This is a genomic window from Methylobacterium sp. J-090 (assembly GCF_022829345.1).
Lineage (GTDB): Bacteria > Pseudomonadota > Alphaproteobacteria > Rhizobiales > Beijerinckiaceae > Methylobacterium.
Genome location: NZ_JAKSXV010000080.1, coordinates 1 through 22409 on the forward strand (window position 1 = coordinate 1; position 22409 = coordinate 22409).

A 22409-nucleotide genomic window follows, 5' to 3' on the forward strand; every position below is an offset into this window, starting at 1 on the left:
GGAGGGGGCCGGCGCCGCCGCCGAGCGATCGCAGAGGAGCCGCGCCGGGCCCCCTCGCCTTCCAGGCAGGGCCATCGCAGATGCGTTTTCCGCGGCGCTCGGACGAGGGGCGGAGCGTCCCGCATGACCGCACCGGGCTCCCTCTCCTGGAAGGAGAGGGTTGGGGTGAGGTGTGGGACATCTCCGGAGAGTCCACGACCCTCACCCCAACCCTCTCCCAAACAGGAGAGGGGGCCCGTCGTGGTTCATCTGCGATCGCCCTGCCTTCCAGGAGGGGGGGCGCGCATCCCACGAAACGCGTGACGACGATAGCTTTTCAGGAGACGGGGCTCGGGGCGGCCATGCGAGGTGCTCCGCCCCGCGTCCGAGCGCCGACAAAACGGAACGGCGATCGCCCCGCCCCTCCCCTCGCCCTGTATTCCTTGCCCCTCGCCCCGCCCCGCCGAATTGGGCTAAGGACGCACGGGGCGGTCCGGACGACGGTCGCCGCCGACCTTTTCCGGCGTCAGGGATGAGCGTGCCCGCGTGATCGAAACCGTGATGATCTTCGCGCTCGGCTTCCTCGCCGCCGCGTTGTGCGCCCTGCTGCTGCTGCCCGCCGTGAACGCGCGCGCCATCCGCCTGTCCCGCCGCCGGATCGAGGCGCGCCTGCCCCTCTCGGTCGTCGAGGTCGCCGCCGAGAAGGACCACCTGCGGGCCGAGTTCGCCGTGGCGCGCCGGCGCCTGGAACGCCGGGTCGAGGCCGTGCGCGCCGCGCGCCACGCCGACATGGCGGCCATCGGCGCCCGCACCCTGGAGGCCGCCGCCCTGTCGCGCCAGGTCGAGGCGCGGGACGCGACCCTCGAGGAACGCCGGGCCGAGATCGCCGAGACCCGCGCCACCCTCGCGGACGTCACGCGCGACCTCACCTCCGCGCGCAGCGAGGGCGCGGTCGGTCTCGCCACCCTGCGGGTCCTGGAGGACGCCCATCGCGACCTGCTCGACGACCGCGCGCGCCGTCACCACGCCGCGCTCGCCCTCCCCTCCGAGACCGGCGGGACCGGTCCCGACCTGGCGGGCCAGGGCGCGGACTCGGCGGGCCAGGGCGCGGACTTGTCGGGCCAGTGCGCGGACTTGGCCGCCGAGCGCGAGACCCTGCGGGCGAGCCTCGCCGCCGCCGAGGAGGCCCTGGCGCAGGCCACCGCCCGCATCGACGCCGAGGACGCCGCCACCGCCGCCCTGCGGACGCGGATCGGCGAGGTCGCCGACAGCCTCCTGCGCCGCGACCGGCTTCCCGCCGTCGACGCCTACCCGCTGGCGCGCGCCTGAACGCACGCCCCGGTGCGCCGTTGCGTCGGGTTCAGGCTACGGCGTAGATAAGCGAACTTTCCATGCGTTGACCATGCATGTGCCTTGTTTCGACCACGCAAGCCCATCATCCGGTCGCCTATTCCCCCTGACTTCGAGACGGACCGCGCCCCCTATGGCCAAGAAACTGACATCGCTCGTCCTCGCCCTGGCCGCCTCGGCCGCCCTGGTCGCCCCGGCCCTGGCGCAGCCGGCGCCGCAGACCAAGCGTGGCAACGAGACCCTGAAGAAGTACTGCACCGGCGACTACCTGACCTATTGCGGCAACCTGTCCCCCGACGATCCGGCCATGGACAAGTGCTTCCAGACCAACTGGACCAAGCTGTCCGAGAATTGCCGCCGCGCCATCGACGCCTACGAGAAGAACCCCGCCAACAAGAAGGGCTGAGACGGCCTCCGCTCGATCGGAGCGGTGGCGGGATCGGGCAAGCCCGCGCGGCACCCAACTCCGCCCTCCCGAAGGGATCGACCGGATTGGGTATGACGCGCCCGCGGCGGATCTTTTCGCGCGGGGACTCGCCTTGGGCCTCGCCTTGGGACCTGCGGGAGACGGCCTTGGGATAAGCGCGGCCGTTTCCCTCGCGTCGCGGGCCGGCAGACGCTATGGTGCCGGCCACCCGGTGCCGGACCCCAAAGCCTCGATGCCCAGCTCTCCTGGCGCGCAACCGCGCCCCCTCACGATCCTCGCGGCCCTCGGCCTCGTCGCCCTGGCGACCTCCGGCTGCGGCCGGCGCGGCGGCCTCGAGCCGCCGCCCGGTTCCGCCGCGCCGAGCGTGCCCGCGTCCCGCGTCTCCGCGACCGCGCCGGCGAGCCCGCGGGCCCTGCCCCAGAGCGTGGGGCTCGGCGGCGGCGCCGCCACGCCCGACCCCGATGCCGTGCGGGCCGGTGACGAACTCGATGCCGCCGCGGTGCCGGGGGCGGGCACCGAGGCGCCGATCCTGACCTCGCGCGGGGCCAAGCGCGGCTACGTCGTCCCGAAACAACCCTTCTTCCTCGACCCGCTCCTGTAAGGTCGCTCCCGTCAGGCTCTTCGCCCTTCGGCGCGACCCGAGGCCCCTCGATGCACCATTTCCACTATCGCGATGGCCGCCTCGCGGCCGAGGATGTCGACCTGACGGCGCTCGCCGACGCGGTCGGCACTCCGTTCTACTGCTATTCGACGGCCACCCTGGAGCGGCATTACCGGGTCTTCGCGCAGGCGTTCGCCGGCGACGACGCCCTGGTCTGCTACGCCATGAAGGCGAATTCGAACCAGGCCGTGCTCACCACCCTCGCCCGCCAGGGCGCCGGCATGGACATCGTCTCGGAGGGCGAGCTGCGCCGGGCACTGGCCGCCGGGGTCGATCCCGGAAAGATCGTGTTCTCTGGCGTCGGCAAGACCCCCGACGAGATGGCCGCCGCCCTCAAGGCCGGCATCTACTGCTTCAACGTCGAGAGCGAGCCCGAGCTCGCCGTGCTGTCGGGGGTCGCCTCCGGCCTCGGCCTCACCGCCCCCGTCTCGATCCGGGTGAACCCGGACGTGGACGCCGGGACGCACGCCAAGATTTCCACGGGCAAGTCCGAAAACAAGTTCGGCATCCCGATCGGACGGGCGCGGGCGGTCTACGCGCAGGCCGCCGCCCTGCCGGGGCTCGCGGTCTCGGGCGTCGACATGCACATCGGCAGCCAGATCACCGACCTCGCGCCGTTCGACCACGCCGCGCGGTTGCTCGCCGGCCTCGCCCGCGACCTGCTCTCCGACGGCCACGCCCTGCACCACATCGATTTCGGCGGCGGCCTCGGCATCCCGTACCGGGACGACAACGCGCCCCCGCCCGACCCGGCGGCGCTGGCGGCGCTCCTGCGGCCGCACTTCGCCGGCCTCGGCCTGCGCCCGGTCTTCGAGATCGGCCGGATGATCGCGGGGAACGCCGGCATCCTCGTCACCCGCGTGCTCTACGTGAAGCGCGCCGAGGGCCGGACCTTCGTCATCGTCGACGCGGCCATGAACGACCTCATCCGCCCGACCCTCTACGACGCCTATCACGGCCTGCGCCCGGTCCGCGAGGCGGGCCCCGAGACGCCCCGCCTCGTCGCCGACGTGGTCGGCCCCGTCTGCGAGAGCGGCGACTACATCGCGCTCGGCCGCGACATCCCCGAAGTGGCCCCGGGCGACCTCGTCGCGGTGATGAGCGCGGGCGCCTACGGCGCCGTCCAGGCCGGCACCTACAACACCCGCCGCCTCGTGCCGGAGGTGCTGGTGCGCGGCGCCGACTGGGCCTTGGTGCGCCCGCGCCCGAGCTACGAGGACCTGATCGGCCTCGACCGGGTGCCGGTCTGGCTGTCGGAGACGGCTTGAGGCGTTGGGTGAACGCTTCGGCGCAAGTCACGACGGCGTCTCACGAAGTGCACGGCTCCCTCCCCCTTGCGGGGAGGGTTGGGGTGGGGGTGGTTCCGCCCGCCGCTGCAGCTGGAGCGATTGTCTGATACGGTTTCCGCTTGATCAGGTCGGTGAGGCGGAGAAACGCGGGTCCCCTCTCCTGGAAGGAGAGGGAGCACCGAAGCGACCGTTCGATCCGAAGTGATCAACCGGAAGAGGTATGAGCGGGTCACTTGAGGGTCGCCAGGGTCACCCGACCACCCCCACCTCCAACTCCTCCCCGCAAGGGGGAGGAGAGTCCCGCGCCTTGCCCCCGCTGGCGGGCCGAGCCGCGCCCGACCGGCCAGACCCTCACGCCGCCAGTTCCGCCTCCAGCCGGCGGGTCGCCTTGTCCGGCACATCAAGCGCTTCGGCCAAGTCCTTGAGGAACTTGCGCTCCTGCAGGGTGTCGGGGTCGATGGCGAGGCGGGCCGCCGCGTAGATGCGGGCGGCCTGTTCGGGGTTGGTCACGCGCTCCGCGATGCCGTCGGCGTCGGCCGGGTCGGCCAGCTCGGCCTCCAGCCAGCGGCGTCCGTCGACCCCGATGCCCGCCGCCGCCAGGGCGTCGTCGAGGCGCTTGCGCTCGCCCGCATCCACCAGGCCGTCGGCCAGGGTCGCCGCCACCATGGCGCGCAGCATGATCCGGGCCTCGTCCTCGCCGACCTCGATGTGGTCGAACGGGGTGGTGCCGGCCGGCTCGGCGGCGGCGCTCCGTCCTCCGGTCGGCTCCCGCGACGAGGTGTCCTTCAGGGCCTTGGCGGCGAGGCCCACCACCAGGGCGAGGCCGCCGAGCGCCGCCTTGGCCGCGAGGCCGGAGCGGCGGGTGCGCACCAGCGCGTCGACCATGTGTTGTGGCTCGGACATCGAAGCTCCGTGGTTCACCTGAGGGAATCGATCCCCAACCCCGGGCGGGGCGCCTCGGTTCAGTGGGCCGACCGGACGACGCTCGCCATGGGCGGATTTGACCCGATCGACCCCGGCGGCCACCATGCTAGCTTCTTGGTGAGCTTCTTGATCCGGCGCCCATCGGCGCCAGGGGAACCCAACACGATGGCCGAGGCCGACCCGGCGACTCCCGGTGCGACGCGCGATTCCGACCCGGGCGGCGCCTCCGCCCTGCGGGGGCGCCTCGACCGCCTCGTGTCCCGGTCGCAGACGGCCGTGCTGTGGGAGGGGGCGTGGCCGATCCTGTGGCGCGGCCTCGGGGTCGTCCTCGCCTTCCTCACCCTGTCCTGGCTCGGCCTGTGGCTCGACCTCTCGCCCGCGTGGCGCATGGTGGGGCTCGCCGCCTTCGGCCTCGCCCTCGTGGCCGCACTCCTGCCGCTGGCGACCCTGCGGCGCCCGAGCCGGCGCGCCGCCCTGGCGCGCATCGACCGCGCGGCCGCCGGCCGCGACGCGGCCCTCGTCCACGGTCCGGCCTCGGCGATCGAGGACACCCTGGCGCTCGGCACCGGCGACCCGGCGACCCGGGCGCTGTGGGCGCTTCACCAGCGCCGCTCCGCCGCGGCGGTGGCGGGCCTGAAGGCCGCCCCGCCCCGGCCTGACATGCCCCGGCGCGATCCCTTCGCCCTGCGGGCCGCCCTTCTGGTCGCGGCCGTGGCGAGCCTGTTCGTCGCCGGGCCCGAATGGCGCCAGCGCCTCGCCGGGGCCTTCGATTGGACCCTGCCGCCGCCCGCGGCCCCGAGCTTCCGGGTCGACGGCTGGATCGACCCGCCGCTCTACACCCGCCTGCCGCCCCTCGTGGTGACCATGAACGGCGCCGAGCAGCGCCTGCGCGCGCCCGTGAATTCCACCCTCATCGTGCGCATCGCCGGGCACGGCGAGGCGACCCTCGACGCCCGCGCCGGCCTGAAACCGTTGCCCGGCAAAGCCCCGCCGGCGGGCCAGGCGCCGAAGAACGGGCCGCCCCACGCGGATCTCCGCGAGGACCGGTTCCAGCTCACGGGCGGCACCGCCGAGCTCACCCTCGCCGCCGGCGGGGCGCCGCTCCAGCACCTCGTCGTCGAGACGATCCCGGACCTCCCCCCCGAGATCCGCCGCATCGGCGCCCTCGAGGTCAACACCCGCGGCACCTTCAACCTGACCTACCGCGCCAAGGACGATTACGGCATCGCGTCCGCCGAGGGCCTCGTCGAGCCGCTCGCCGGCACCCGCGCCCTGGTGCCGCCGCCGCGCATCGCCCTGGCGCTCCCCGCCGATTCCAGCGGCGAGGCCGACACCAAGACCCTGGTCGATCTCACCGACAACCCGTGGTCCGGCGCCCGCGTGCGCCTGACCCTGGTGGCGAAGGACGAGGCCGGCCAGGAGGGCCGCACGGAGGCGGCCGAGATCACCCTGCCGGCCCGGGTGTTCACGCAAGGTTTGGCCCGGTCCCTGGCGGAAGAGCGCCGCCGCCTCATCACCGCCCCCGACGAGAGCCGCGGCCGGGTGCAGACGGCCCTCGACGCCCTGCTCATCGCCCCCGACCGGTTCACGCCGCAGCCGAGCGTGTTCCTCGGCCTCAAGACCGCCGCGCGCCGCCTGCGCGCCGCCCGCAGCGACGCGGCCCTGATGGAGGTCGCCGACCTCCTGTGGGAGATGGCCCTGAAGATCGAGGACGGCGACCTCTCGGACGCCGAGAAGAGCCTGCGCGCGGCCCAGGACAACCTCAAGCAGGCCATCGAGCGCAACGCCCCCGACGAGGAGATCCAGAAGCTCACGGAGGACCTCAAGAAGGCGCTGGACACCTTCATGAAGAACATGGCCGAGCGCCAGAAGGAGAAGAGCCGGACGCCCAAGGCCGACGGCCAGCCGCAGAACCAGGGGGGCAAGACCGTCACCCCCGACGACCTCAACAAGATGCTGAAGGACATGGCCGACGCCATGAAGCGCGGCGATACCGCGGAGGCCCAGCGCCTCCTCGAGCAGCTGCGCGAGATCCTCGAGAACCTCCAGACCGCCGAGCCCGGCGGCAAGACCGATCCGAGTTCGCGCGAGATGGCGAAACAGGCGGACGAGCTCGACAAGCTCTCGCGCGAGCAGCAGGACCTGCGCGACCAGACCTTCAAGGAGGGCCAGGACAAGGAGGGCGGGTCCGGCCAGCCCCGCCCCGGCCAGCGCCCGCAACGCGGCCAGCCCCAGCAGGGCCAGAAGGGTCAGCCGGGCCAAGGTCAGCCGGGTCAGGGTCAGCCCGGCCAAAAGGGCGAGGGTCAGCAGGGCCAGGGTCAGAAGGGCCAGAAGGGCGACGGGCAGGGCCAGGGACAGGGCGAGCGCCAGCAGGCCCTGCGCGAGCGCCTTCAGGACCTCCAGCGCCGAATGAAGGACCTCGGCATGGAGGGCGAGGAGGGCCTGTCCGAGGCGGAAGAGGCCATGCGCGAGGCCGAAGGCGCCCTCGGCCAGGGCCGCGAGGGCGAGGCCGTGGATGCGCAGGGGCGCGCCCTCGACGGGCTCAAGCGCGGCGCCGAGGGCATGCAGAAGCAGATGCAGGAGATGGCCGAGGCCGAAGGCGAGGGGGAAGGCCAGCAGGAGGGCGGCAAGAACCCGAGCCAGCAGGGCCAAGCCGGGAGTTCCGAGAACGATCCCCTGGGCCGCCCCAACAAGGGCCGCGACCTGACGGGCGGCAACGCCCGCGTGCCGACGGCCGACGAATCCGCCGTCCAGCGCACCCGCCGGATCCTGGAGGAACTGCGGCGCAAGCTCGGCGACCCGAGCCGCCCGCGCGAGGAGCTCGACTATTTCGAGCGCCTCCTGCGCCGGAATTGAGGGGGCGGTATGCCGCCCCGTCCCCGCGCCCGACCCCTGGGCGGCCGGCGCGTCGAAGTCCATATGGGGGGACGAGATCGATATCGAATGACCGCCTCGGATCGGGCGGGCGCAACCGGGCTACCTTTCCGTCCAGGAGAGGGGGCCGGCGCTTCACCTCGTCATACGGCGTCCGGCCTGATCAGCCTGAACCCGTCTGACCCCAGCCGCGAGACCCCGACGCCGTGATGTCCTCCAACGCCCTCGTCCTCGTCGCCTGCGTGGCGGTGGCCGTCATCCTCCTGCTCGGCCTCGTCAACATGATGCGCGGCGGCAGCGCCAACGTCTCGCAGAAGCTCATGCGCCTGCGCGTCCTGCTGCAATTCGTGGCCATCGTCATCATCATGGGCGTGGTGTGGTGGCGCTCGGCCTGATCGCCAGTGTGGCGGCGAGGTCTCACCGGTGATCTATCGCGGGGTGGGGTGAGGATTACGGGGCCGGCGGCCTGACGCGGCTCCGCCGCCCCATGCTAGACAGGCCCGATACAACCGGATCGGTCCCGATGCTCTCCAACTCGTCCCGTCTGCTTGCCAGCGCCCTCGCCCTGGCCGCCGTTCCGGTCCAGGCCGCCGACCTGCGCGGGGGTACGATGCCCGCCGCCTACGCCGCCCCGGTCAAGCCCATGAGCATCGTCTCGGAGGTCCGCATCGGCGGCGCCGTGCAGGACCCCGGCAGCGCCGAGCACAACACCAACAACATCAACGGCGAGATCCTGTTCGCCAAGCCCCTGGTGAGCCTCGATCCGTTCTGGCAGGCCTTCGTGCCGCGTCCCACCGTGGGCGGCAGCTACAATTTCGGCGGCCGCACCAGCTACGCCTATATCGGCGCGACCTGGACCGTGGACCTGTTCCCGCAGACCTTCAACAACATCGTCTTCCTCGAAGGCTTCTTCGGCGCCGGCGCCCACAACGGCTACACCGGCCCGAAATCCAACACCCCGTTCGGGTTCAACTCGCTCGGCTGCAACCCGCTGTTCCGCGAGGCGGCCGCCCTGGGCTTCCGCCTGAGCGAGCATTGGAGCATCATGGCCACCGTCGAGCACATGTCGAATGCGGGCCTGTGCAGCAACAACCGCGGCCTGACCAATTTCGGCGGCAAGCTCGGCTACACGTTCTGACCTGATCCACCCCTTCGGCGATCGGATACGCCCGTGGTCACGCTCAACCGCATCTACACCCGCACCGGCGACAAGGGGTCGACGGCGCTGGCCAGCGGCGCGCGGCGCTCGAAGGCGGACCTGCGCATCGAGACCTACGGGACGGTGGACGAGACCAACGCCTGCATCGGCCTCGTCCGGCTCCACCTCGTCGGGCTTCCCGCCGCGGCGGACCTCGATGCCATGCTGGGCCTGATCCAGAACGATCTGTTCGACCTCGGCGCCGACCTCGCCACGCCGGAGACCGGGGAGCCCCTGCCCTACGAGCCCCTGCGCATGGTGGAGACCCAGGTGAAGCGCCTGGAAGCCGACATCGACACCCTCAACGCCCACCTGTCGCCCCTGAAGTCGTTCGTCCTGCCCGGCGGCTCGGCGGCGTCGGCGAACCTGCACCTCGCCCGCACGGTCTGCCGCCGGGCGGAGCGCCTCGCCGTGGCCCTGGCCGCCACGGAGGGCGAGATCGTCTCCGCGCCCGCCCTGCAATACCTCAACCGCCTGTCGGACTTCCTGTTCGTGGCGAGCCGCACGGCCAACGCCAACGGCGCCGACGACGTGCTCTGGGTCCCCGGCCAGAACCGCTGATCCATCGCCGGATCGGCCGTCGCTGCCGGCTGTCACCATCCGCCCGGAATTGGTGCCGGGCATCGGCCTGGGCGCGACGCGCTCCCACGCCTGACAGGAGGGCTCTCGCAACAGGAGGGCGCCTGAAGATGAAAGCAGGCGTGTGCGTCAGCCCTTGACCCGCCGCGCGGAACGCCTGTGCGCACCTCCCTCTCCACGCCTGCGGGGAGAGGGCCGCAGGCACCCCGTCGTGCCTGCGGCGAGCGGAGGCGTAGCCGAAGCGACGGTGAGGGGGCTTCGTCGGAGGAGTCTCATCCGGATTCGCCCCCTCACCTTCGGCTGCCGCCTCGACGCGCTCCCCGGCAAGGGGGAGACGCGTCCCTCTCCCCGCAAGCGGGGCGAGGGGATGCGCCCCGGGGGCTGCGCTTCTCCCACAATACACCGCTGCGGCGGTTCCAGGCCACGACCTCATCTGGAATCGCCCTGCCTCGAAGGAGAGGGGCCTGCGCGTCCCGCGAGAGGTGAAGGCCGTCGCCATAAGAGGAAGAGGGATGCGTTCCCCGTCCAAAAAGGCGACCGGGTGAATCCGGTCCGTCCCCGCGGCGCGGGGTGCGTCCGCGCACCCGCGTTGACAAGGCCGAAACCTCGTCGTTACGGTCCGCCGCCTCAATCGAGAGGGTTCTGGATCGCCGGGCGTGCCGGGGGTCCTCCGCGCGCCGCGCCGGCCCTCCCCAAAAATAGTCCGCGCGGAGGATAGTGACCGCCATGAAGGTTCTGGTGCCCGTCAAGCGGGTCGTCGACTACAACGTCAAGATCCGCGTCAAGGCCGACGGCTCGGGGGTCGACCTCGCCAACGTCAAGATGTCCATGAACCCCTTCGACGAGATCGCCGTCGAGGAGGCGATCCGCCTGAAGGAGAAGGGCAAGGTCACGGAGATCATCGCCGTCTCCATCGGCCCGCAGCAGGCCCAGGAGACCCTGCGCACGGCGCTGGCCATGGGCGCGGACCGCGCCATCCTGGTGAAGACCGACGGGCTCGTCGAGCCGCTCGCCGTCGCCAAGATCCTCAAGGCCCTCGTGGCCAAGGAGAGCCCGGAACTCGTCATCCTCGGCAAGCAGGCCATCGACGACGATTCCAACCAGACCGGCCAGATGCTGGCCGCGCTCCTCGACTGGCCGCAGGGCACCTTCGCGTTCAAGCTCGAGTTCGGCGACGGCGCCATCGACGTGACCCGCGAGGTCGATGGTGGCCTTCAGACCGTGAGCCTCAAGCTCCCGGCCATCGTCACCACGGATCTGCGCCTCAACGAGCCGCGCTACGCGTCGCTCCCCAACATCATGAAGGCGAAGAAGAAGCCCCTGGAGGAGCTGACCCCCGAGGCCCTCGGCGTCGACGTCACTCCCCGGATCACGGTGCTGAAGACCGTCGAGCCGGCCGGCCGCAAGGCCGGCGTCAAGGTCGAGTCGGCGAAAGCCCTGGTCGAGAAGCTCAAGGTCGAAGCCGGGGTCATCTGACCCCGTCGTCTCCCGTTTCCTCGCCCTCCCCCCGTGCGAGGCCCGGCGCCGCCCCGGCGACGGGCCCCCGGCCCCGACACTCTCCGAGGTCCCCCGAATGGCCACCCTTCTCTACATCGAGCACGACAACGGTGCGGTTCGCGACGCGAGCCTGAAGGCCCTCACCGCCGCCACTCAGCTCGGCGCCCCCGTCCACGCCCTCGTGCTCGGTTCGGGCAGCCGCCCGGCGGCGGAGGCCGCCGCCAAGCTGGAGGGCGTCGAGACGGTGCTGCTCTCCGAGGAGGCCGCCTACGACCACGCGCTCGCCGAGCCCACCGCCGCCGGGATCGCGGCCATCGCCGCGGGATACGACGTGGTGATCGCCGCCGCCTCCACCACGGGCAAGAACGTGCTGCCCCGCGTCGCCGCCCTCCTCGACGTCGCCCAGATCTCCGACATCATCACGGTGGTCTCGCCCGACACGTTCGAGCGGCCGATCTACGCCGGCAACGCCATCCAGACCGTGCAGGCGACGGAGGCGAAGAAGGTCATCACCGTGCGGACCGCCGCGTTCAAGGCCGCCGTCGAGGGTGGGGCCGCCGCCGCGATCGAGCCCGTGTCGGCCGCCGCCCCGGCCGCCGGCGGCTCGACCTTCAAGGGCGAGGAGATCGCCAAATCCGACCGTCCCGAGCTCGCCGCCGCGCGCATCATCGTCTCGGGCGGCCGGTCGCTGGGCTCGGCCGACAAGTTCAAGGAGCTCATCGAGCCCCTGGCCGACGCGCTGGGTGCCGCCGTCGGCGCCTCGCGCGCGGCGGTGGATGCGGGCTACGCCCCCAACGACTGGCAGGTCGGCCAGACCGGCAAGGTGGTGGCGCCCGACCTCTACGTCGCGGTGGGCATCTCGGGCGCGATCCAGCATCTCGCCGGCATGAAGGACTCGAAGGTCATCGTCGCCATCAACAAGGACGAGGATGCGCCGATCTTCCAGGTGGCGGATTACGGCCTCGTCGGCGACCTGTTCCAGATCGTGCCCGAGTTCCAGGCCGAGGTCGCCAAAGCCAAGGGCCAGTAGGCCGCGTGCGACGGTAACCGCCCGGGGCGGCGCGGCGGGGAGAATAAGCTCCCGCGCCGGGCTGCCCTGGACCCGGAAATGGTCTAAGATTCTGGTGCGACGCGCGTTTTCATAGCCGCAGACCTGCCCAGCCGCCGGATGGCTCCGGCGACGGGCGGGCAGCGCTTCGGGGGTTTGGATTCACCGCAATGGGCATCGATATCAGGACCGTTGGGATCATCGGCGCGGGGCAGATGGGCAGCGGCATCGCCCATGTCTGCGCCATGGCGGGCCTCGACGTCCGGCTGAACGACCGTGATCCCGCCCGCATCCGCAGCGGTCTCGCCACCATCGACGGCAACCTCGCCCGTCAGGTCGCCAAGGGCACGATTCCCGAGGAGCAGCGCCGCGGCGCCATGGCGCGCATCGCCGGCGCCGACACCTTCGACGACCTCGGCGCCTGCGACCTCGTCATCGAGGCGGCGACGGAGGACGAGTCGACCAAGCGCCTGATCTTCAGCACCCTGTGCGCCTCCCTGCGCCCCGACGCCCTGGTCGCCACCAACACCTCGTCCATCTCGATCACGCGGCTCGCCGCCTCCACGGACCGGCCCGAGCGCTTCATCGGCATCCATTTCATGAACCCGGTGCCGGTGATGCAGCTCGTCGAGCTCATCCGCGGCATCGCCACGGAAGACCCGACCTACGAATCGGCCAAGGCCTTCATCGCCAAGCTCGGCAAGACCTCGACCATGTCGGAGGATTTCCCGGCCTTCATCGTCAACCGCATCCTGCTGCCGATGATCAACGAGGCGATCTACACCCTCTACGAGGGCGTCGGCTCGGTGGAATCCATCGACACGGCGATGAAGCTCGGCGCCAACCACCCCATGGGCCCGCTTCAGCTCGCCGACTTCATCGGCCTCGATACCTGCCTGTCGGTGATGCAGGTGCTCTACGAGGGCCTCGCCGATTCGAAGTACCGCCCCTGCCCGCTCCTGGTGAAGTACGTCGAGGCGGGCTGGCTCGGCCGCAAGGTGAAGCGCGGCTTCTACGATTACCGCGGCGAGACCCCGGTCCCCACGCGCTGACGCCGGTCCGGGGGCGGATCGGCGGCGGCGCCTCGCCCGATCCCCTTGGATGGACTTCGCCGTTCGTGCGCCGGATGATCCGCGATCCGGAACAGTCTTGCGAGGCCGGCACGGCGCCCGGCTCGGGGCGGACATGCTTCCGAAGACATGCGGTCCGGGCCGGACGACGTTCGAATACGATGTGTTAGGCATGAAACCATTGGCGGCGTCCGGCCCGGGCCCGGCCTAGCGAGCCATTAGGTCTTGGCATGCCAAGAATCGGGCAACGACGACGAAGCCCGGAACGCTCGCCGATGGTCTTACCGCAGCGCCTTGCGCGCCCGCTTCAATCGGCCCGGACCTGGATCGCGCTCGGCGTCCTGGCGCCCCTCGGGATGCTGGTCGTCTCCGGCCTGATGCTGCTCGACCTGCGTCGGGACGCCTGGGACAAGGTCGAGCAGACGTCCCGGAACCTGCTGCAGGTCATCGAACGCGACATCGCCCGCAACGTCGAGATGTTCGATCTCTCCCTGCAGGCCGTCGTCGACAACCTGCACGCGCCCGGCCTCGCGGCCCTCGATCCGGCCATGCGCCACCTCGTCCTGTTCGACCGCGCCGCCACCGCCCGGGACATGGGCGTGATGCTCATCATCGACGAGCACGGCGCCATCATCGAGGACATCGGCGCCATCCCGCCGCGCCAGGGCAACTACGCCGACCGGGAATACTTCCGGGTCCACCGGGCGCGGACCGATCTCGGCCTCTACGTCGGCCGGCCCATCGTCTCGCGCCTGACCGGGGAGCCGATGCTGCCGTTCAGCCGCCGCCTCACCAAGCCCGACGGCTCGTTCGGCGGCGTGGTGCTGGGCAGCCTGAAGCTCACCTACTTCTCCCGCCTGTTCGACCAGCTCGGCCTCGGGCCGGGGGGGGCGATCAACCTCTACCTGCGCGACGGCACCCGCGTCATGCGCTACCCCTACGAGGCGGCCGATATCGGGGTGAACATCGCCGGCGCGCCGACCTTCGAGCGGTTCGTCGGCGCGCGCAGCGGCGCGTTCATCGGGACCTCGGTGCGCGACGGGGTCGAGCGCCACTACGCGTTCACTCAGGTCGGCGACCTGCCCCTCGTGCTCAACGTCGCCCACGCGACGTGGGACGTCGATGCGGAATGGCGCGCCAAGGCCCTCGGCATCGGGGCGACGGTCCTGACCCTGTGCGGGCTGACCATCGGCCTGTCGCTGCTGTTCGGACGCGAACTGGTGCGGCGGGCGGCGGTGGAGGCCGAGCTCGCCCACCTGTCGCACACGGACACCCTGACCGGGCTGCCGAACCGCCGCCGGTTCGACGAGGTCTTCGAGCGGGCCTGGAAGAGCGCCCGCCGCACGGGCAAGGCGCTGTCGCTCCTCATCGTCGATGCCGATCACTTCAAGCGCTACAACGACCGCTACGGCCATACGGTCGGCGATGCGGTGCTCAAGGGCCTGGCCCGGGGCCTCGCCGGGAGCGTGCATCGGCCGAACGACCTGGTGAGCCGGGTCGGCGGCGAGGAGTTCGTGCTGCTGCTGCCGGACACCGACGAGGCCGGGGCGCTGCGCGTCGCCGCGGAGGTGCATGCCCGGATCGCGGAGCTCGCGGTCGGGACCGCCGGGATCGGCGCCGGGGCCGTGACCGTGAGCATCGGCCTGGCCCTGGCGGGCGACCACGACGCCGCGGCCGCCGACCTCTATCGCCGGGCCGACGAGGCGCTCTACCGCGCGAAGGCCCGCGGACGGAACCGGACGGAATTCAGCCCCGGCAGCGAGCAAGCCCCCGGCGGGACGGGACAAGCCCCCGGCGGGACTGGCAACGAGCGCCTGGGCCTGCTCCGGGTCATTCCGAGCCACGGTACGGCCGCGATGTAGCGGCACCCGTCCTCTCGGGGAGGGTTGCCCCCATCAAAAGGCCGGCCCGCGCGAGCGGGCCGGCCTGTTCGTCTCGCGCGAGCGTCCGTGCGATCAGCGCGCGGAGTTGGTCGACGGCTGGGTGTTGGCCGGGACGGTGCTGCCGGTGCTGGCGGGCATGTCCGACTTCAGGCCGTTGTTCGGCTGGGTGGCGGCGGAGGGGTTCTGGGCGCCGGCCTTGGTCTGGCTCGCGTAGTCCGGCCCGGATTTCGAGCCCTGCCAGGACATCAGGCCGACAATGGCCACCGCCAGGAGGGCGAGGCTCCCGAGCAGGACGGCGAGGACCGGCTTGCCCTTCTTGCCCTGGCGGGAATCCTGTCCGTGAAGCTGCTCTGCCATGTGGCCCCTCGTTGATGGCGCCGCGGGCGCGAGGCCCCGACGCATGATCCTGTGATGCGAGTCAAACGCCGGGTCGGATCGGGAGTTCCTGACCCTACCGGCCCGTGACCAGCATGATCTTGCCGAGATGCGCGCTCGATTCCATGAGTGCGTGGGCTTTGGCCGCCTCCTCCAGGGGGAACGTGGCGTGGATGATCGGCCGGATCGTCCCGGCGTCCAGCAGCGGCCACACGTCGCGGGCGAGCCCGCGCGCGATGGCGGCCTTCTCGGCCTTCGGCCGGGCCCGCAGGGTGGCGCCCGTGAAGGTGAGGCGCTTCATCATGATCGGCGTCATGCTGAACGCGTCGACCTTGTAGCCCTGCATGAAGGCGATCTGGACGAGGCGGCCCTCGATCGCCAGCGCCGACAGGTTTTTGGCGAGATACGGCGCGCCGACCATGTCGAGGATCACGTCGACGCCGTTTCCCTCGGTCAGCGCCTTCACCCGCTCGACGAAATCCTCCTCGCGGTAGTTGATGGCGGCTTCGGCGCCGAGTTCGACGCAGAACGCGCATTTTTCCGCCGAGCCCGCCGTCGCGAAGACCCGGGCGCCGTGGTGCTTGGCGATCTGGATCGCCGTCGAGCCGATGCCGCTCGACCCGCCATGGACGAGAAACGCCTCGCCGGGCTGGAGCCGGCCGCGCTCGATCACGGTGGAATAGACGGTGAAGTAGTTTTCCGGGATGCCGGCCGCCTCCACGAGCGACAGGGGCGCGGGGCGCGCCAGGCACTGGCCGGCCTCGGCCACGGCGAACTCGGCATAGCCGCCGCTGATGGTGAGCGCGCAGACTTCGTCGCCGACCGCAAACCCCTCGGCGCCCTCGCCCAAGGCCACGATCCGCCCGGCGACTTCGAGGCCGGGGATCTCGGTGGCCCCCTTCGGCGGCGGATACTTGCCCTCGCGCTGCTGGATGTCCGGCCGGTTCACGCCCGCCGCCACCACCTCGATGAGCACTTGGCCCCGCCCGGCCGTCGGCAGCGCCACCGTCTCGACGGCCAACACCTCCGGCCCGCCGGCGGCGGTGAACCGGATCTGGCGCATGGTTTGGGGCAGGCTGGCGGTCATGGCGGGGCTCCGTGTGGGGATGCCCGTCATGTGCGGTGGGGTGGGGGTTTGGCAAGGGATGGGGGGGTTGGAGGGGGATCGAGCCCGGCCGGGCCCCGGATCACCCTCCGCCTCGCTCCAGGCATCCGGGACAGGGGACGAAACCGGGAGAGGGGCAAGGCAACCGGTTCCGGTGGTCGGGCTCGGCCGGATTGCACCCATGCCTCGGTGCGGCTCCCGACCCAACCTCATCGGAGCCGGCCTGCTTCACCGCATCTTAACAAAGTGCTCGAGCTATTGGAGAATGACCGGTCTCGTTGACCCGCGATTGAAACGAGCCACGGCAACAGTCATTTCGGTTCCAGCGTCCACGTTGCGCCGGCTCACTTCACGGTAGCGTGAATAACCTCAGTGATCCGTGCGGCGATACGATCCAATTCTCGGCGCCCACAAGCTTCCGAGAGACAGCCTACACTGGATTAGAGATCGCCGTTGAAATCGGCATTCGCGATACAGCGAATGTTGCTCAAAAAATGAGCTAGTTAAAAAACAGATCAAAAATTTAGGCGCTGATGCAGTCTTCGGCGATCCATAAAATTCGCCAAGTCATCGTTCTCATCGAAATATGCTATAAAGTGTGCAGTGAATGCACAGTGATCAATCGGCCGGACGATTGTTTGTGCACGCTTATGACCCAAGTGTAATGTCAGAAGGTATAAAATCTTACATCTAGTAGATATTGGTAATCAGATCCAAACATTACCCGATAATAAGTTTATTTTCCTAAAAATTATACTCCATATTCAGTTACCCGATCCGAAAACTGGCAAAAATATAAGCTTGCCTTTAAAAGTTAAAAATTCGTTAATTTCCTCCAACAACGAGGAAGCGCTCTGCAGCGGCATCATCTCTTCATGGAGGTCGACATGCTACTCAAGCGCGCTCTTAAACTGACGGCCGGCGTCGCCTTCGCTGGGATCGGGGTCGCAGCCGCGTCGAACGGACGATACTTCACTCCGGTCAATGACGCATTCATCAATGGTAAGTTGATCAGCCTGCGCGCGGGCGCCAACGGCATTGTCAACTTCGGAGCCCTGCCGTTCGGAGCTTTGGTGAGCGAAGGCGATGTCCTCGCCGAGATCGCGCCTCCGCGCGTGTCCGGCAATGATCCTCCGACCGTCGCCGAAGGGGATCTGCCGGCGCTGGAGGCCCAGATCGCGTCGCTGGAAGCCCTCGCGGCCGAGAAATCGCGCCAAGCGGAGTTGTACCGCCTCGGCCGCGTCAAGCATCTCGAAGCAAAGATCGCGGAGACGCGGGCAGCGGTGCTCATGCTGCGGGAGAAGGAGCGGCAGGCGACCGCCTTGCGTGAGCGCCAAGAGGAACTGTTCAGCCGAAACTACATCGCCCGGGTCGCCCTCGTGAATGGGCAATCCGCCGAGGCCTCGGCGCGGATCGAGCGCGAGATGATCGAGAGGCGAATCGAAGGGCAGACCCTCGAACTCGCCGCGGCGCGCCAGGGCACATTCATCGGCGATGGCTACAACGACACGTCGTACTCGAAACAGAGAGCCGACGAGATCGCCGTCCGGCTGAGCGAATTGCGAGCGGACCTGCTCCGCAAGCGCCTGGGGAACCAGCAGGCGAGTCTGGCGGCGGCCGTGCTCCAGAAAGCCGCGCTCTCCGCAGGCGCTCCCCCGGCGCTTCGCATCCCGTCCCCGGCGGACGGGAAGATATGGAAGGTCCTGGTCAACCGGGGGGACGTGGTCCGCGCCGGAGAAGAGATCCTGCAGATCGTCGATTGCGGGACCTTGTTCGTCACCGTCGACGCTGTGGGTCGGACGCTCGACGGAGTCGCTCCTGGCCGGCGCGCGGTCTTCACGGACGAGGGCAGGATGCGGATCGAGGGCACCGTCATCTTCGCCACCGGAGCCGACAGGGGCTTCGATGCCGTCATCGGAGGGGCCTTAACGCAGCGCCGGCCGGACGCGACCCGCACGAGCATCGTCGTCGCGCTGAAGCCCGACGCGACCGATCACGCGCGCTGCCCGATCGGCCTCAAGGGCCAGGTCGCGTTCCTGGACGAGGAAATGCAGGCCTCGGCGTTGCCGTCCCTGTTCCGCCGGCTGACCGCGCAGGCCACCGCGATGGTTGGCTGGCCCAGGACGTAAAAAAGCGCCGGTTCGGCCTGTCCTGCCCCCCGTCGAAGCGGAGCGAGAACCGTGACCCTGACTGCGTTCGCGCCGTGCCTGCTGACGCTCGGCTTCCTGACGATCGTGCTGCCCTTTCTCGACAGAAATCGGACTGCCGGCCGAATCCTGCCGTGCCTGCTGTGCGTCGGCCTGATGCTTCGCTATGTCGTCTGGCGCCTCACGGAGACGTTGCCGCCGTTCGACACCACCTTCACGGCACTCTGGGCGTACGTGTTCTTAGCGTTCGAACTCACGAGCGTGACCAGCGGTCTGCTCTTCCTTGCTTTCCTCGTCCGAACGCTCGACAGGCGGGATGAATCGACAGCGAATCAGAACTGGATCAAAGCCCACCAGCCCGCAGTCGATATCTTCATTGCTACTTACAATGAGGAGGAAGCGATCCTTGATCGTACGATCCTCGGGGCTTGCACGCAAGATTACGCCCCCGTGCGGGTCTTCGTCCTAGACGATGGAAAGCGAAAATGGCTCGCTGAACTCTGCGCCCGGCGCGGCGTACACCACGTCACGAGGCCAGACAACGCTCATGCCAAAGCCGGCAACATGAACCACGCGCTGCGCTACGTCGCTGAACTCGGTAATGCCGCAGACTACATCGTTATTCTTGATGCCGATTTCGTCGTGCAGCCCAATTTCGTGCGCAGGGCCCTTGCCCTGTTCCATGACCCAAGTGTCGGCTGCGTACAGACGCCGCAACATTTCTTCAACCCTGACCCCCTTCAGCACGGCTTTCGATCTGCAACCCGGTGGCCGGACGAGCAACGCTTCTTCTTCGACGTCCTGCTCGCATCGAAAGACGCCTGGGGCGCCGCGTTCAGTTGCGGCACCTCCTCGATCTGTCGCCGCAAGGCCGTCGAGGCGATCGGCGGTTTTCCGACGGAGAGCGTCACCGAGGACATGCTGCTGTCAATCAAGCTCCGATCCCAGGGATGGAAGACTGTCTACCTCAACGAGCGTCTTAGTATGGGTCTCGCCCCCGAGGGGCTGGAGGAGTACGTGACCCAACGGGGACGCTGGTGCCTCGGCTTCATGCAGATCTTGCGCAGTCCCTGGGGACCTTGCGGTTCGGCCAATCTGCCGCTGATCGACCGCATCTCGCTCGTTGATGCATTCCTGTACTGGGCAATGACTTTCCCGTTCCGTATCGTCTGCCTCCTGGCCCCGATTATTTACGCGCTGACAGGGGCCATGATCTTGTACACTGACGGCGAAGGTATCCTCACGTATGCGGTCCCGACGTTGATCGCGCAGTTCGCCGTCTACCCCTGGATCTCGCGGGGGCGATGTCTTCCAATCCTATCGGACGCCAGCCAACTCCTCATTGCAACGACGGCCATCAAAGCAACCTGCATCGGTCTGTTTGGCTCGCGCAATCAGAAGTTTAAAGTTACGGCCAAGGGCGGCGACCGCAGCCGGACCGTCGTTCAATGGGGTATGATGCGACCTTTCGCGATCATGCTTGCGTTAACGATCGCCAGCCTGATTTACTACGTGGTCGGCAACATCGACTATGACGGAAGCAAGGGATGGAACATCTCTTGGGTGTTCTGGACGTATTATAGTGTCATCGTTCTGATCGTAACGTGCCTGACATGTGTTGAACTGCCGAGATCGGCCGAGGAGCGATTTCACACGTCGGAGCCAATCTGGGCACAGGTCGGCGAGGAGAGGCTGCCACTGCGGCTCGTCGAACTCTGGCCGAGCGGCGCGCGCGTGCGGGGATTGCCGTTGGGCGGACTCGGCGATCGCATCTCCTTGTACATCGAGGACATCGGGCCGGTGGTCGGATGCGTGACACCGGGCGAGTCCGGAGAGGTGGAGGTCGCCTTCGATGCCCTGCCCGGCCTGCGCGACCGCATGTTGTTGAAGCTGTTCTCGGGCCGATACCGTATGGCTCCCGAGGAGACCTCGTTTACGGATGTCCTTCGGGGCGTCGCCATCCGCATGTTCGCCTGATGCAGTGCACCTTGGAACGGTCGCGCCGCAGGATCGCGGAGCTCTTTCGAACGGGGCGCGGATTCCGAGCCGTCCGGCGTCGGCGTCACAGGTCGCCGCTTTGCACCATGGCGGCATTCTTCTGGGTCATGATAACCGTGAGCGTGACGAGCGAGGAAGCGGTGCGGCCGGATTCGACAGCATTCAGGCGCGCCGTCTCCGAGTTCGTCGGGCGCTTCGTCACCGCGGAAGGTCGCGTCGTCGACGATTACAATGGCGGGATCAGCCACAGCGAGGGCCAAGGCTACGGCATGCTCGCCGCGGCGCTCTCGGGGAACCGTGAGGCCTTCGACCGGATCTGGTCGTGGACGCGCGACACTCTGTTCGTCCGGGAGGACGGCCTCGCGGCATGGCGGTGGGACCCCCATGCCGAGCCCCACGTCACCGACCGCAACAACGCGACGGACGGCGATCTGCTGATCGCCTGGGCTCTGATCGAGGGGGGGGAGCGCTGGCACGGCTCCTACGCGGCCGAAGGCCGGCGGATCGCGGACGCCGTGGCGCAGCGCATGGTGTTCGCGGTTGGTCCGAAGCGGTTCCTGCGGCCCGCCGCGGTCGGTTTCGGTGCCGAGGATCGGGCCGACGGTCCGGTGGTCAACCTCTCGTACTGGGTGTTCCCGGCACTGGTACGGCTCGCCGCGGCGGACCCGGCCGGGCCGTGGACGAAACTCATCGACGGCGGCCTCGACCTGCTTGAGGCCAGTCGCTTCGGACCGGCCCGACTCCCGAGCGACTGGATTTCCGTGGCCGGGTCGCCCTCGCCGTCCGAGCGGGAGCCGGCCCGCTTCGGTTATGATGCCGTACGCATCCCGCTCTACCTCGCATGGGCCTTCCCGCGGGAGGATGCGCGGCTCCAGGGCTTCTCGACGGTCCTCGCAGAAGGGCATCCCCAGGTGATCGACCTGCTCACCGGGGCCCCCCTCGAACCATTCGGTGGCACAGGCTTCTCGGTGCTCGGCGAGGTTATTGCGCGCGCCGAGCACCGAGCTCCCACGCCGGGGCCCGACCTGGCCAAGGACTCGTATTATGCAACGATTATAGGTGTATTTTCTCTATACGTACTTGCGTATCGGTAACGATACAGCTCGAAATCTCGAAAGCAGCCATTCTGTTTTCGTCCACGCATGCCGATGGATGAAGGTCCGGTCCTACGATTGCCAATTCTGACGGCGGACCAACAAAAATCCACCCATCACGGACGTCGATGGCGGACCCCAACCCCCAAAAAACCACCCCTACCGCGTGCCGTACATCCGGTCGCCCGCGTCCCCCAGCCCAGGAACGATGTAGCCGTGGTCGTTGAGGTGGCTGTCGATGGCGGCCGTCCAGATCGGGATTTCGGGGTGGCTGGCCTGGAGGTGCCCGATCCCCTCGGGGGCGGCGAGCAGGCAGACGAAGCGGAGGTCCTGGGCGCCGCGCGCCTTCAGGAGGGTGATGGCCGCCACCGCCGAGTTGCCCGTCGCCAGCATCGGATCGAGGACGAGGACCGTGCGGTCGGCGAGATCCGAGGGCGCCTTGAAGTAGTATTCCACCGCCTCCAGGCTCTCGGGGTCGCGGTAGAGCCCGATATGGGCGACCCGGGCCGAGGGCATCAGCGACAGCATCCCGTCGAGGAAGCCCGTGCCGGCGCGCAGGATCGGGGCGAGCACGAGCTTCTTGCCGGCGATCTGCGGCGCCTGCATCGCCTGGATCGGCGTCTCGATGGTCACCGATTCGAGCGGCAGGTCGCGGGTCACCTCGTAGGCCAGCAGCATGCCGATCTCGTTGAGGATCTGGCGGAAGCCCTTGGTCGAGCGCGCCCGGTCGCGCAGGAGCGTCAGCTTGTGCTGGACCAGGGGGTGGTCGACCACCCGGACCGCCGCCGCGTCCGCCGCTCCGTCCACCCCTTGGCCCGCCGCGTTCTGCATCGCCCGAGTCTTTCCCGTCGGATCGGCGAAAGGCGGACCCGAGGCGAAAATCCTTAGCGCATCGGGGCATCCCCCGCGAC

At 69.2% G+C, this 22409-nt stretch carries 19 protein-coding genes; 15 read left to right on the forward strand and 4 right to left on the reverse strand.

All coding sequences use genetic code 11. From position 1 onward, the window contains the following. Positions 1–525: 525 nt before the first annotated feature. From MKK49_RS12480 to lysA, 4 genes are all read left to right on the forward strand, one after another. Positions 526–1308: a hypothetical protein gene (locus MKK49_RS12480; protein ID WP_244028825.1), complete on the forward strand. Its 783-nt coding sequence runs from the start codon at positions 526–528 to the stop codon at positions 1306–1308. Between the two features lie 154 nt (positions 1309–1462). Continuing rightward, entirely contained in the window at positions 1463–1735 is a 273-nt protein-coding gene (locus tag MKK49_RS12485; RefSeq protein WP_244028827.1) for a 3',5'-cyclic-nucleotide phosphodiesterase, read from the forward strand. Positions 1736–1988: 253 nt separating this feature from the next. Continuing rightward, positions 1989–2357, forward strand: coding sequence for a lipoprotein (locus MKK49_RS12490; RefSeq protein ID WP_244028830.1), 369 nt, complete (start codon positions 1989–1991; stop codon positions 2355–2357). A 50-nt stretch (positions 2358–2407) separates the two neighbouring features. Next, entirely contained in the window at positions 2408–3685 is a 1278-nt protein-coding gene (gene lysA / locus MKK49_RS12495) for a diaminopimelate decarboxylase (protein WP_244028832.1), read from the forward strand. A gap of 372 nt (positions 3686–4057) precedes the next feature. Here lysA and MKK49_RS12500 read toward each other — a convergent pair whose 3' ends face one another. After that, the gene (locus MKK49_RS12500) at positions 4058–4609 is read right to left on the reverse strand and encodes a tellurite resistance TerB family protein (RefSeq protein ID WP_244028834.1); all 552 of its coding nucleotides are present in this window, start codon (positions 4607–4609) and stop codon (positions 4058–4060) included. A 186-nt stretch (positions 4610–4795) separates the two neighbouring features. Between MKK49_RS12500 and MKK49_RS12505 the strand changes: the two genes are divergently transcribed. The 8 genes from MKK49_RS12505 to MKK49_RS12540 all read left to right on the forward strand — a co-directional run bounded on the left by MKK49_RS12505 (position 4796) and on the right by MKK49_RS12540 (position 14758). Beyond that, positions 4796–7486 (forward strand): TIGR02302 family protein, encoded by a 2691-nt coding sequence (locus tag MKK49_RS12505; RefSeq protein WP_244028836.1) that lies wholly within the window; start codon positions 4796–4798, stop codon positions 7484–7486. A gap of 227 nt (positions 7487–7713) precedes the next feature. Beyond that, positions 7714–7899, forward strand: a complete 186-nt coding sequence (locus MKK49_RS12510) for a twin transmembrane helix small protein (RefSeq protein ID WP_244028838.1) — start codon at positions 7714–7716, stop codon at positions 7897–7899. A 128-nt stretch (positions 7900–8027) separates the two neighbouring features. Continuing rightward, positions 8028–8642 carry an acyloxyacyl hydrolase gene (locus MKK49_RS12515; RefSeq protein WP_244028840.1) on the forward strand — a complete coding sequence of 205 codons (615 nt, stop codon included), beginning with the start codon at positions 8028–8030 and terminating at the stop codon, positions 8640–8642. 33 nt (positions 8643–8675) lie between these two features. Further along, the gene (locus MKK49_RS12520) at positions 8676–9263 is read left to right on the forward strand and encodes a cob(I)yrinic acid a,c-diamide adenosyltransferase (RefSeq protein WP_244028842.1); all 588 of its coding nucleotides are present in this window, start codon (positions 8676–8678) and stop codon (positions 9261–9263) included. Between the two features lie 744 nt (positions 9264–10007). Then, positions 10008–10757 (forward strand): electron transfer flavoprotein subunit beta/FixA family protein, encoded by a 750-nt coding sequence (locus MKK49_RS12525; RefSeq protein WP_244028844.1) that lies wholly within the window; start codon positions 10008–10010, stop codon positions 10755–10757. Between the two features lie 97 nt (positions 10758–10854). Beyond that, positions 10855–11808, forward strand: coding sequence for an electron transfer flavoprotein subunit alpha/FixB family protein (locus MKK49_RS12530; RefSeq protein WP_244028846.1), 954 nt, complete (start codon positions 10855–10857; stop codon positions 11806–11808). A 188-nt stretch (positions 11809–11996) separates the two neighbouring features. Beyond that, positions 11997–12878, forward strand: a complete 882-nt coding sequence (locus MKK49_RS12535; RefSeq protein WP_244028848.1) for a 3-hydroxybutyryl-CoA dehydrogenase — start codon at positions 11997–11999, stop codon at positions 12876–12878. 293 nt (positions 12879–13171) lie between these two features. Further along, a complete protein-coding gene (locus MKK49_RS12540; RefSeq protein WP_244028850.1) occupies positions 13172–14758 on the forward strand; it encodes a sensor domain-containing diguanylate cyclase in 1587 nt (528 codons plus the stop codon). 93 nt (positions 14759–14851) lie between these two features. On the opposite strand, the gene MKK49_RS12545 is transcribed toward MKK49_RS12540, so the two are convergent. Then, positions 14852–15136, reverse strand: a complete 285-nt coding sequence (locus tag MKK49_RS12545; RefSeq protein WP_244028852.1) for a hypothetical protein — start codon at positions 15134–15136, stop codon at positions 14852–14854. Positions 15137–15230: 94 nt separating this feature from the next. Continuing rightward, on the reverse strand, positions 15231–16241 hold the full coding sequence (locus MKK49_RS12550; RefSeq protein WP_244028854.1) for an NAD(P)H-quinone oxidoreductase: 1011 nt from the start codon (positions 16239–16241) through the stop codon (positions 15231–15233). 905 nt (positions 16242–17146) lie between these two features. On the opposite strand from MKK49_RS12550, the gene MKK49_RS12555 reads away from it, so the two are divergent. The 3 genes from MKK49_RS12555 to MKK49_RS12565 all read left to right on the forward strand — a co-directional run bounded on the left by MKK49_RS12555 (position 17147) and on the right by MKK49_RS12565 (position 21498). Beyond that, on the forward strand, positions 17147–18388 hold the full coding sequence (locus MKK49_RS12555) for an HlyD family secretion protein (RefSeq protein WP_244028856.1): 1242 nt from the start codon (positions 17147–17149) through the stop codon (positions 18386–18388). A 51-nt stretch (positions 18389–18439) separates the two neighbouring features. Further along, positions 18440–20383, forward strand: coding sequence for a glycosyltransferase (locus MKK49_RS12560; protein WP_244028858.1), 1944 nt, complete (start codon positions 18440–18442; stop codon positions 20381–20383). Positions 20384–20490: 107 nt separating this feature from the next. After that, a complete protein-coding gene (locus tag MKK49_RS12565) occupies positions 20491–21498 on the forward strand; it encodes a glycosyl hydrolase family 8 (RefSeq protein ID WP_244028860.1) in 1008 nt (335 codons plus the stop codon). 159 nt (positions 21499–21657) lie between these two features. Here MKK49_RS12565 and upp read toward each other — a convergent pair whose 3' ends face one another. Continuing rightward, a complete protein-coding gene (upp, locus tag MKK49_RS12570) occupies positions 21658–22329 on the reverse strand; it encodes a uracil phosphoribosyltransferase (protein ID WP_244028862.1) in 672 nt (223 codons plus the stop codon). Positions 22330–22409 lie beyond the last annotated feature (80 nt).

What these genes read in the sequence shown, in the direction of transcription:
- MKK49_RS12555 (WP_244028856.1), top strand. Translation starts at nt 17,147, where the DNA reads ATGCTACTCAAGCGCGCTCTTAAACTGACGGCCGGCGTCGCCTTCGCT.
- MKK49_RS12510 (WP_244028838.1), top strand. Translation starts at nt 7,714, where the DNA reads ATGTCCTCCAACGCCCTCGTCCTCGTCGCCTGCGTGGCGGTGGCCGTC.
- MKK49_RS12505 (WP_244028836.1), top strand. Translation starts at nt 4,796, where the DNA reads ATGGCCGAGGCCGACCCGGCGACTCCCGGTGCGACGCGCGATTCCGAC.
- MKK49_RS12530 (WP_244028846.1), top strand. Translation starts at nt 10,855, where the DNA reads ATGGCCACCCTTCTCTACATCGAGCACGACAACGGTGCGGTTCGCGAC.
- MKK49_RS12490 (WP_244028830.1), top strand. Translation starts at nt 1,989, where the DNA reads ATGCCCAGCTCTCCTGGCGCGCAACCGCGCCCCCTCACGATCCTCGCG.
- MKK49_RS12540 (WP_244028850.1), top strand. Translation starts at nt 13,172, where the DNA reads ATGGTCTTACCGCAGCGCCTTGCGCGCCCGCTTCAATCGGCCCGGACC.
- MKK49_RS12525 (WP_244028844.1), top strand. Translation starts at nt 10,008, where the DNA reads ATGAAGGTTCTGGTGCCCGTCAAGCGGGTCGTCGACTACAACGTCAAG.
- lysA (WP_244028832.1), top strand. Translation starts at nt 2,408, where the DNA reads ATGCACCATTTCCACTATCGCGATGGCCGCCTCGCGGCCGAGGATGTC.
- MKK49_RS12535 (WP_244028848.1), top strand. Translation starts at nt 11,997, where the DNA reads ATGGGCATCGATATCAGGACCGTTGGGATCATCGGCGCGGGGCAGATG.
- MKK49_RS12500 (WP_244028834.1), bottom strand. Translation starts at nt 4,609, where the DNA reads ATGTCCGAGCCACAACACATGGTCGACGCGCTGGTGCGCACCCGCCGC.
- MKK49_RS12550 (WP_244028854.1), bottom strand. Translation starts at nt 16,241, where the DNA reads ATGACCGCCAGCCTGCCCCAAACCATGCGCCAGATCCGGTTCACCGCC.
- MKK49_RS12545 (WP_244028852.1), bottom strand. Translation starts at nt 15,136, where the DNA reads ATGGCAGAGCAGCTTCACGGACAGGATTCCCGCCAGGGCAAGAAGGGC.
- MKK49_RS12565 (WP_244028860.1), top strand. Translation starts at nt 20,491, where the DNA reads ATGGCGGCATTCTTCTGGGTCATGATAACCGTGAGCGTGACGAGCGAG.
- upp (WP_244028862.1), bottom strand. Translation starts at nt 22,329, where the DNA reads ATGCAGAACGCGGCGGGCCAAGGGGTGGACGGAGCGGCGGACGCGGCG.
- MKK49_RS12485 (WP_244028827.1), top strand. Translation starts at nt 1,463, where the DNA reads ATGGCCAAGAAACTGACATCGCTCGTCCTCGCCCTGGCCGCCTCGGCC.
- MKK49_RS12515 (WP_244028840.1), top strand. Translation starts at nt 8,028, where the DNA reads ATGCTCTCCAACTCGTCCCGTCTGCTTGCCAGCGCCCTCGCCCTGGCC.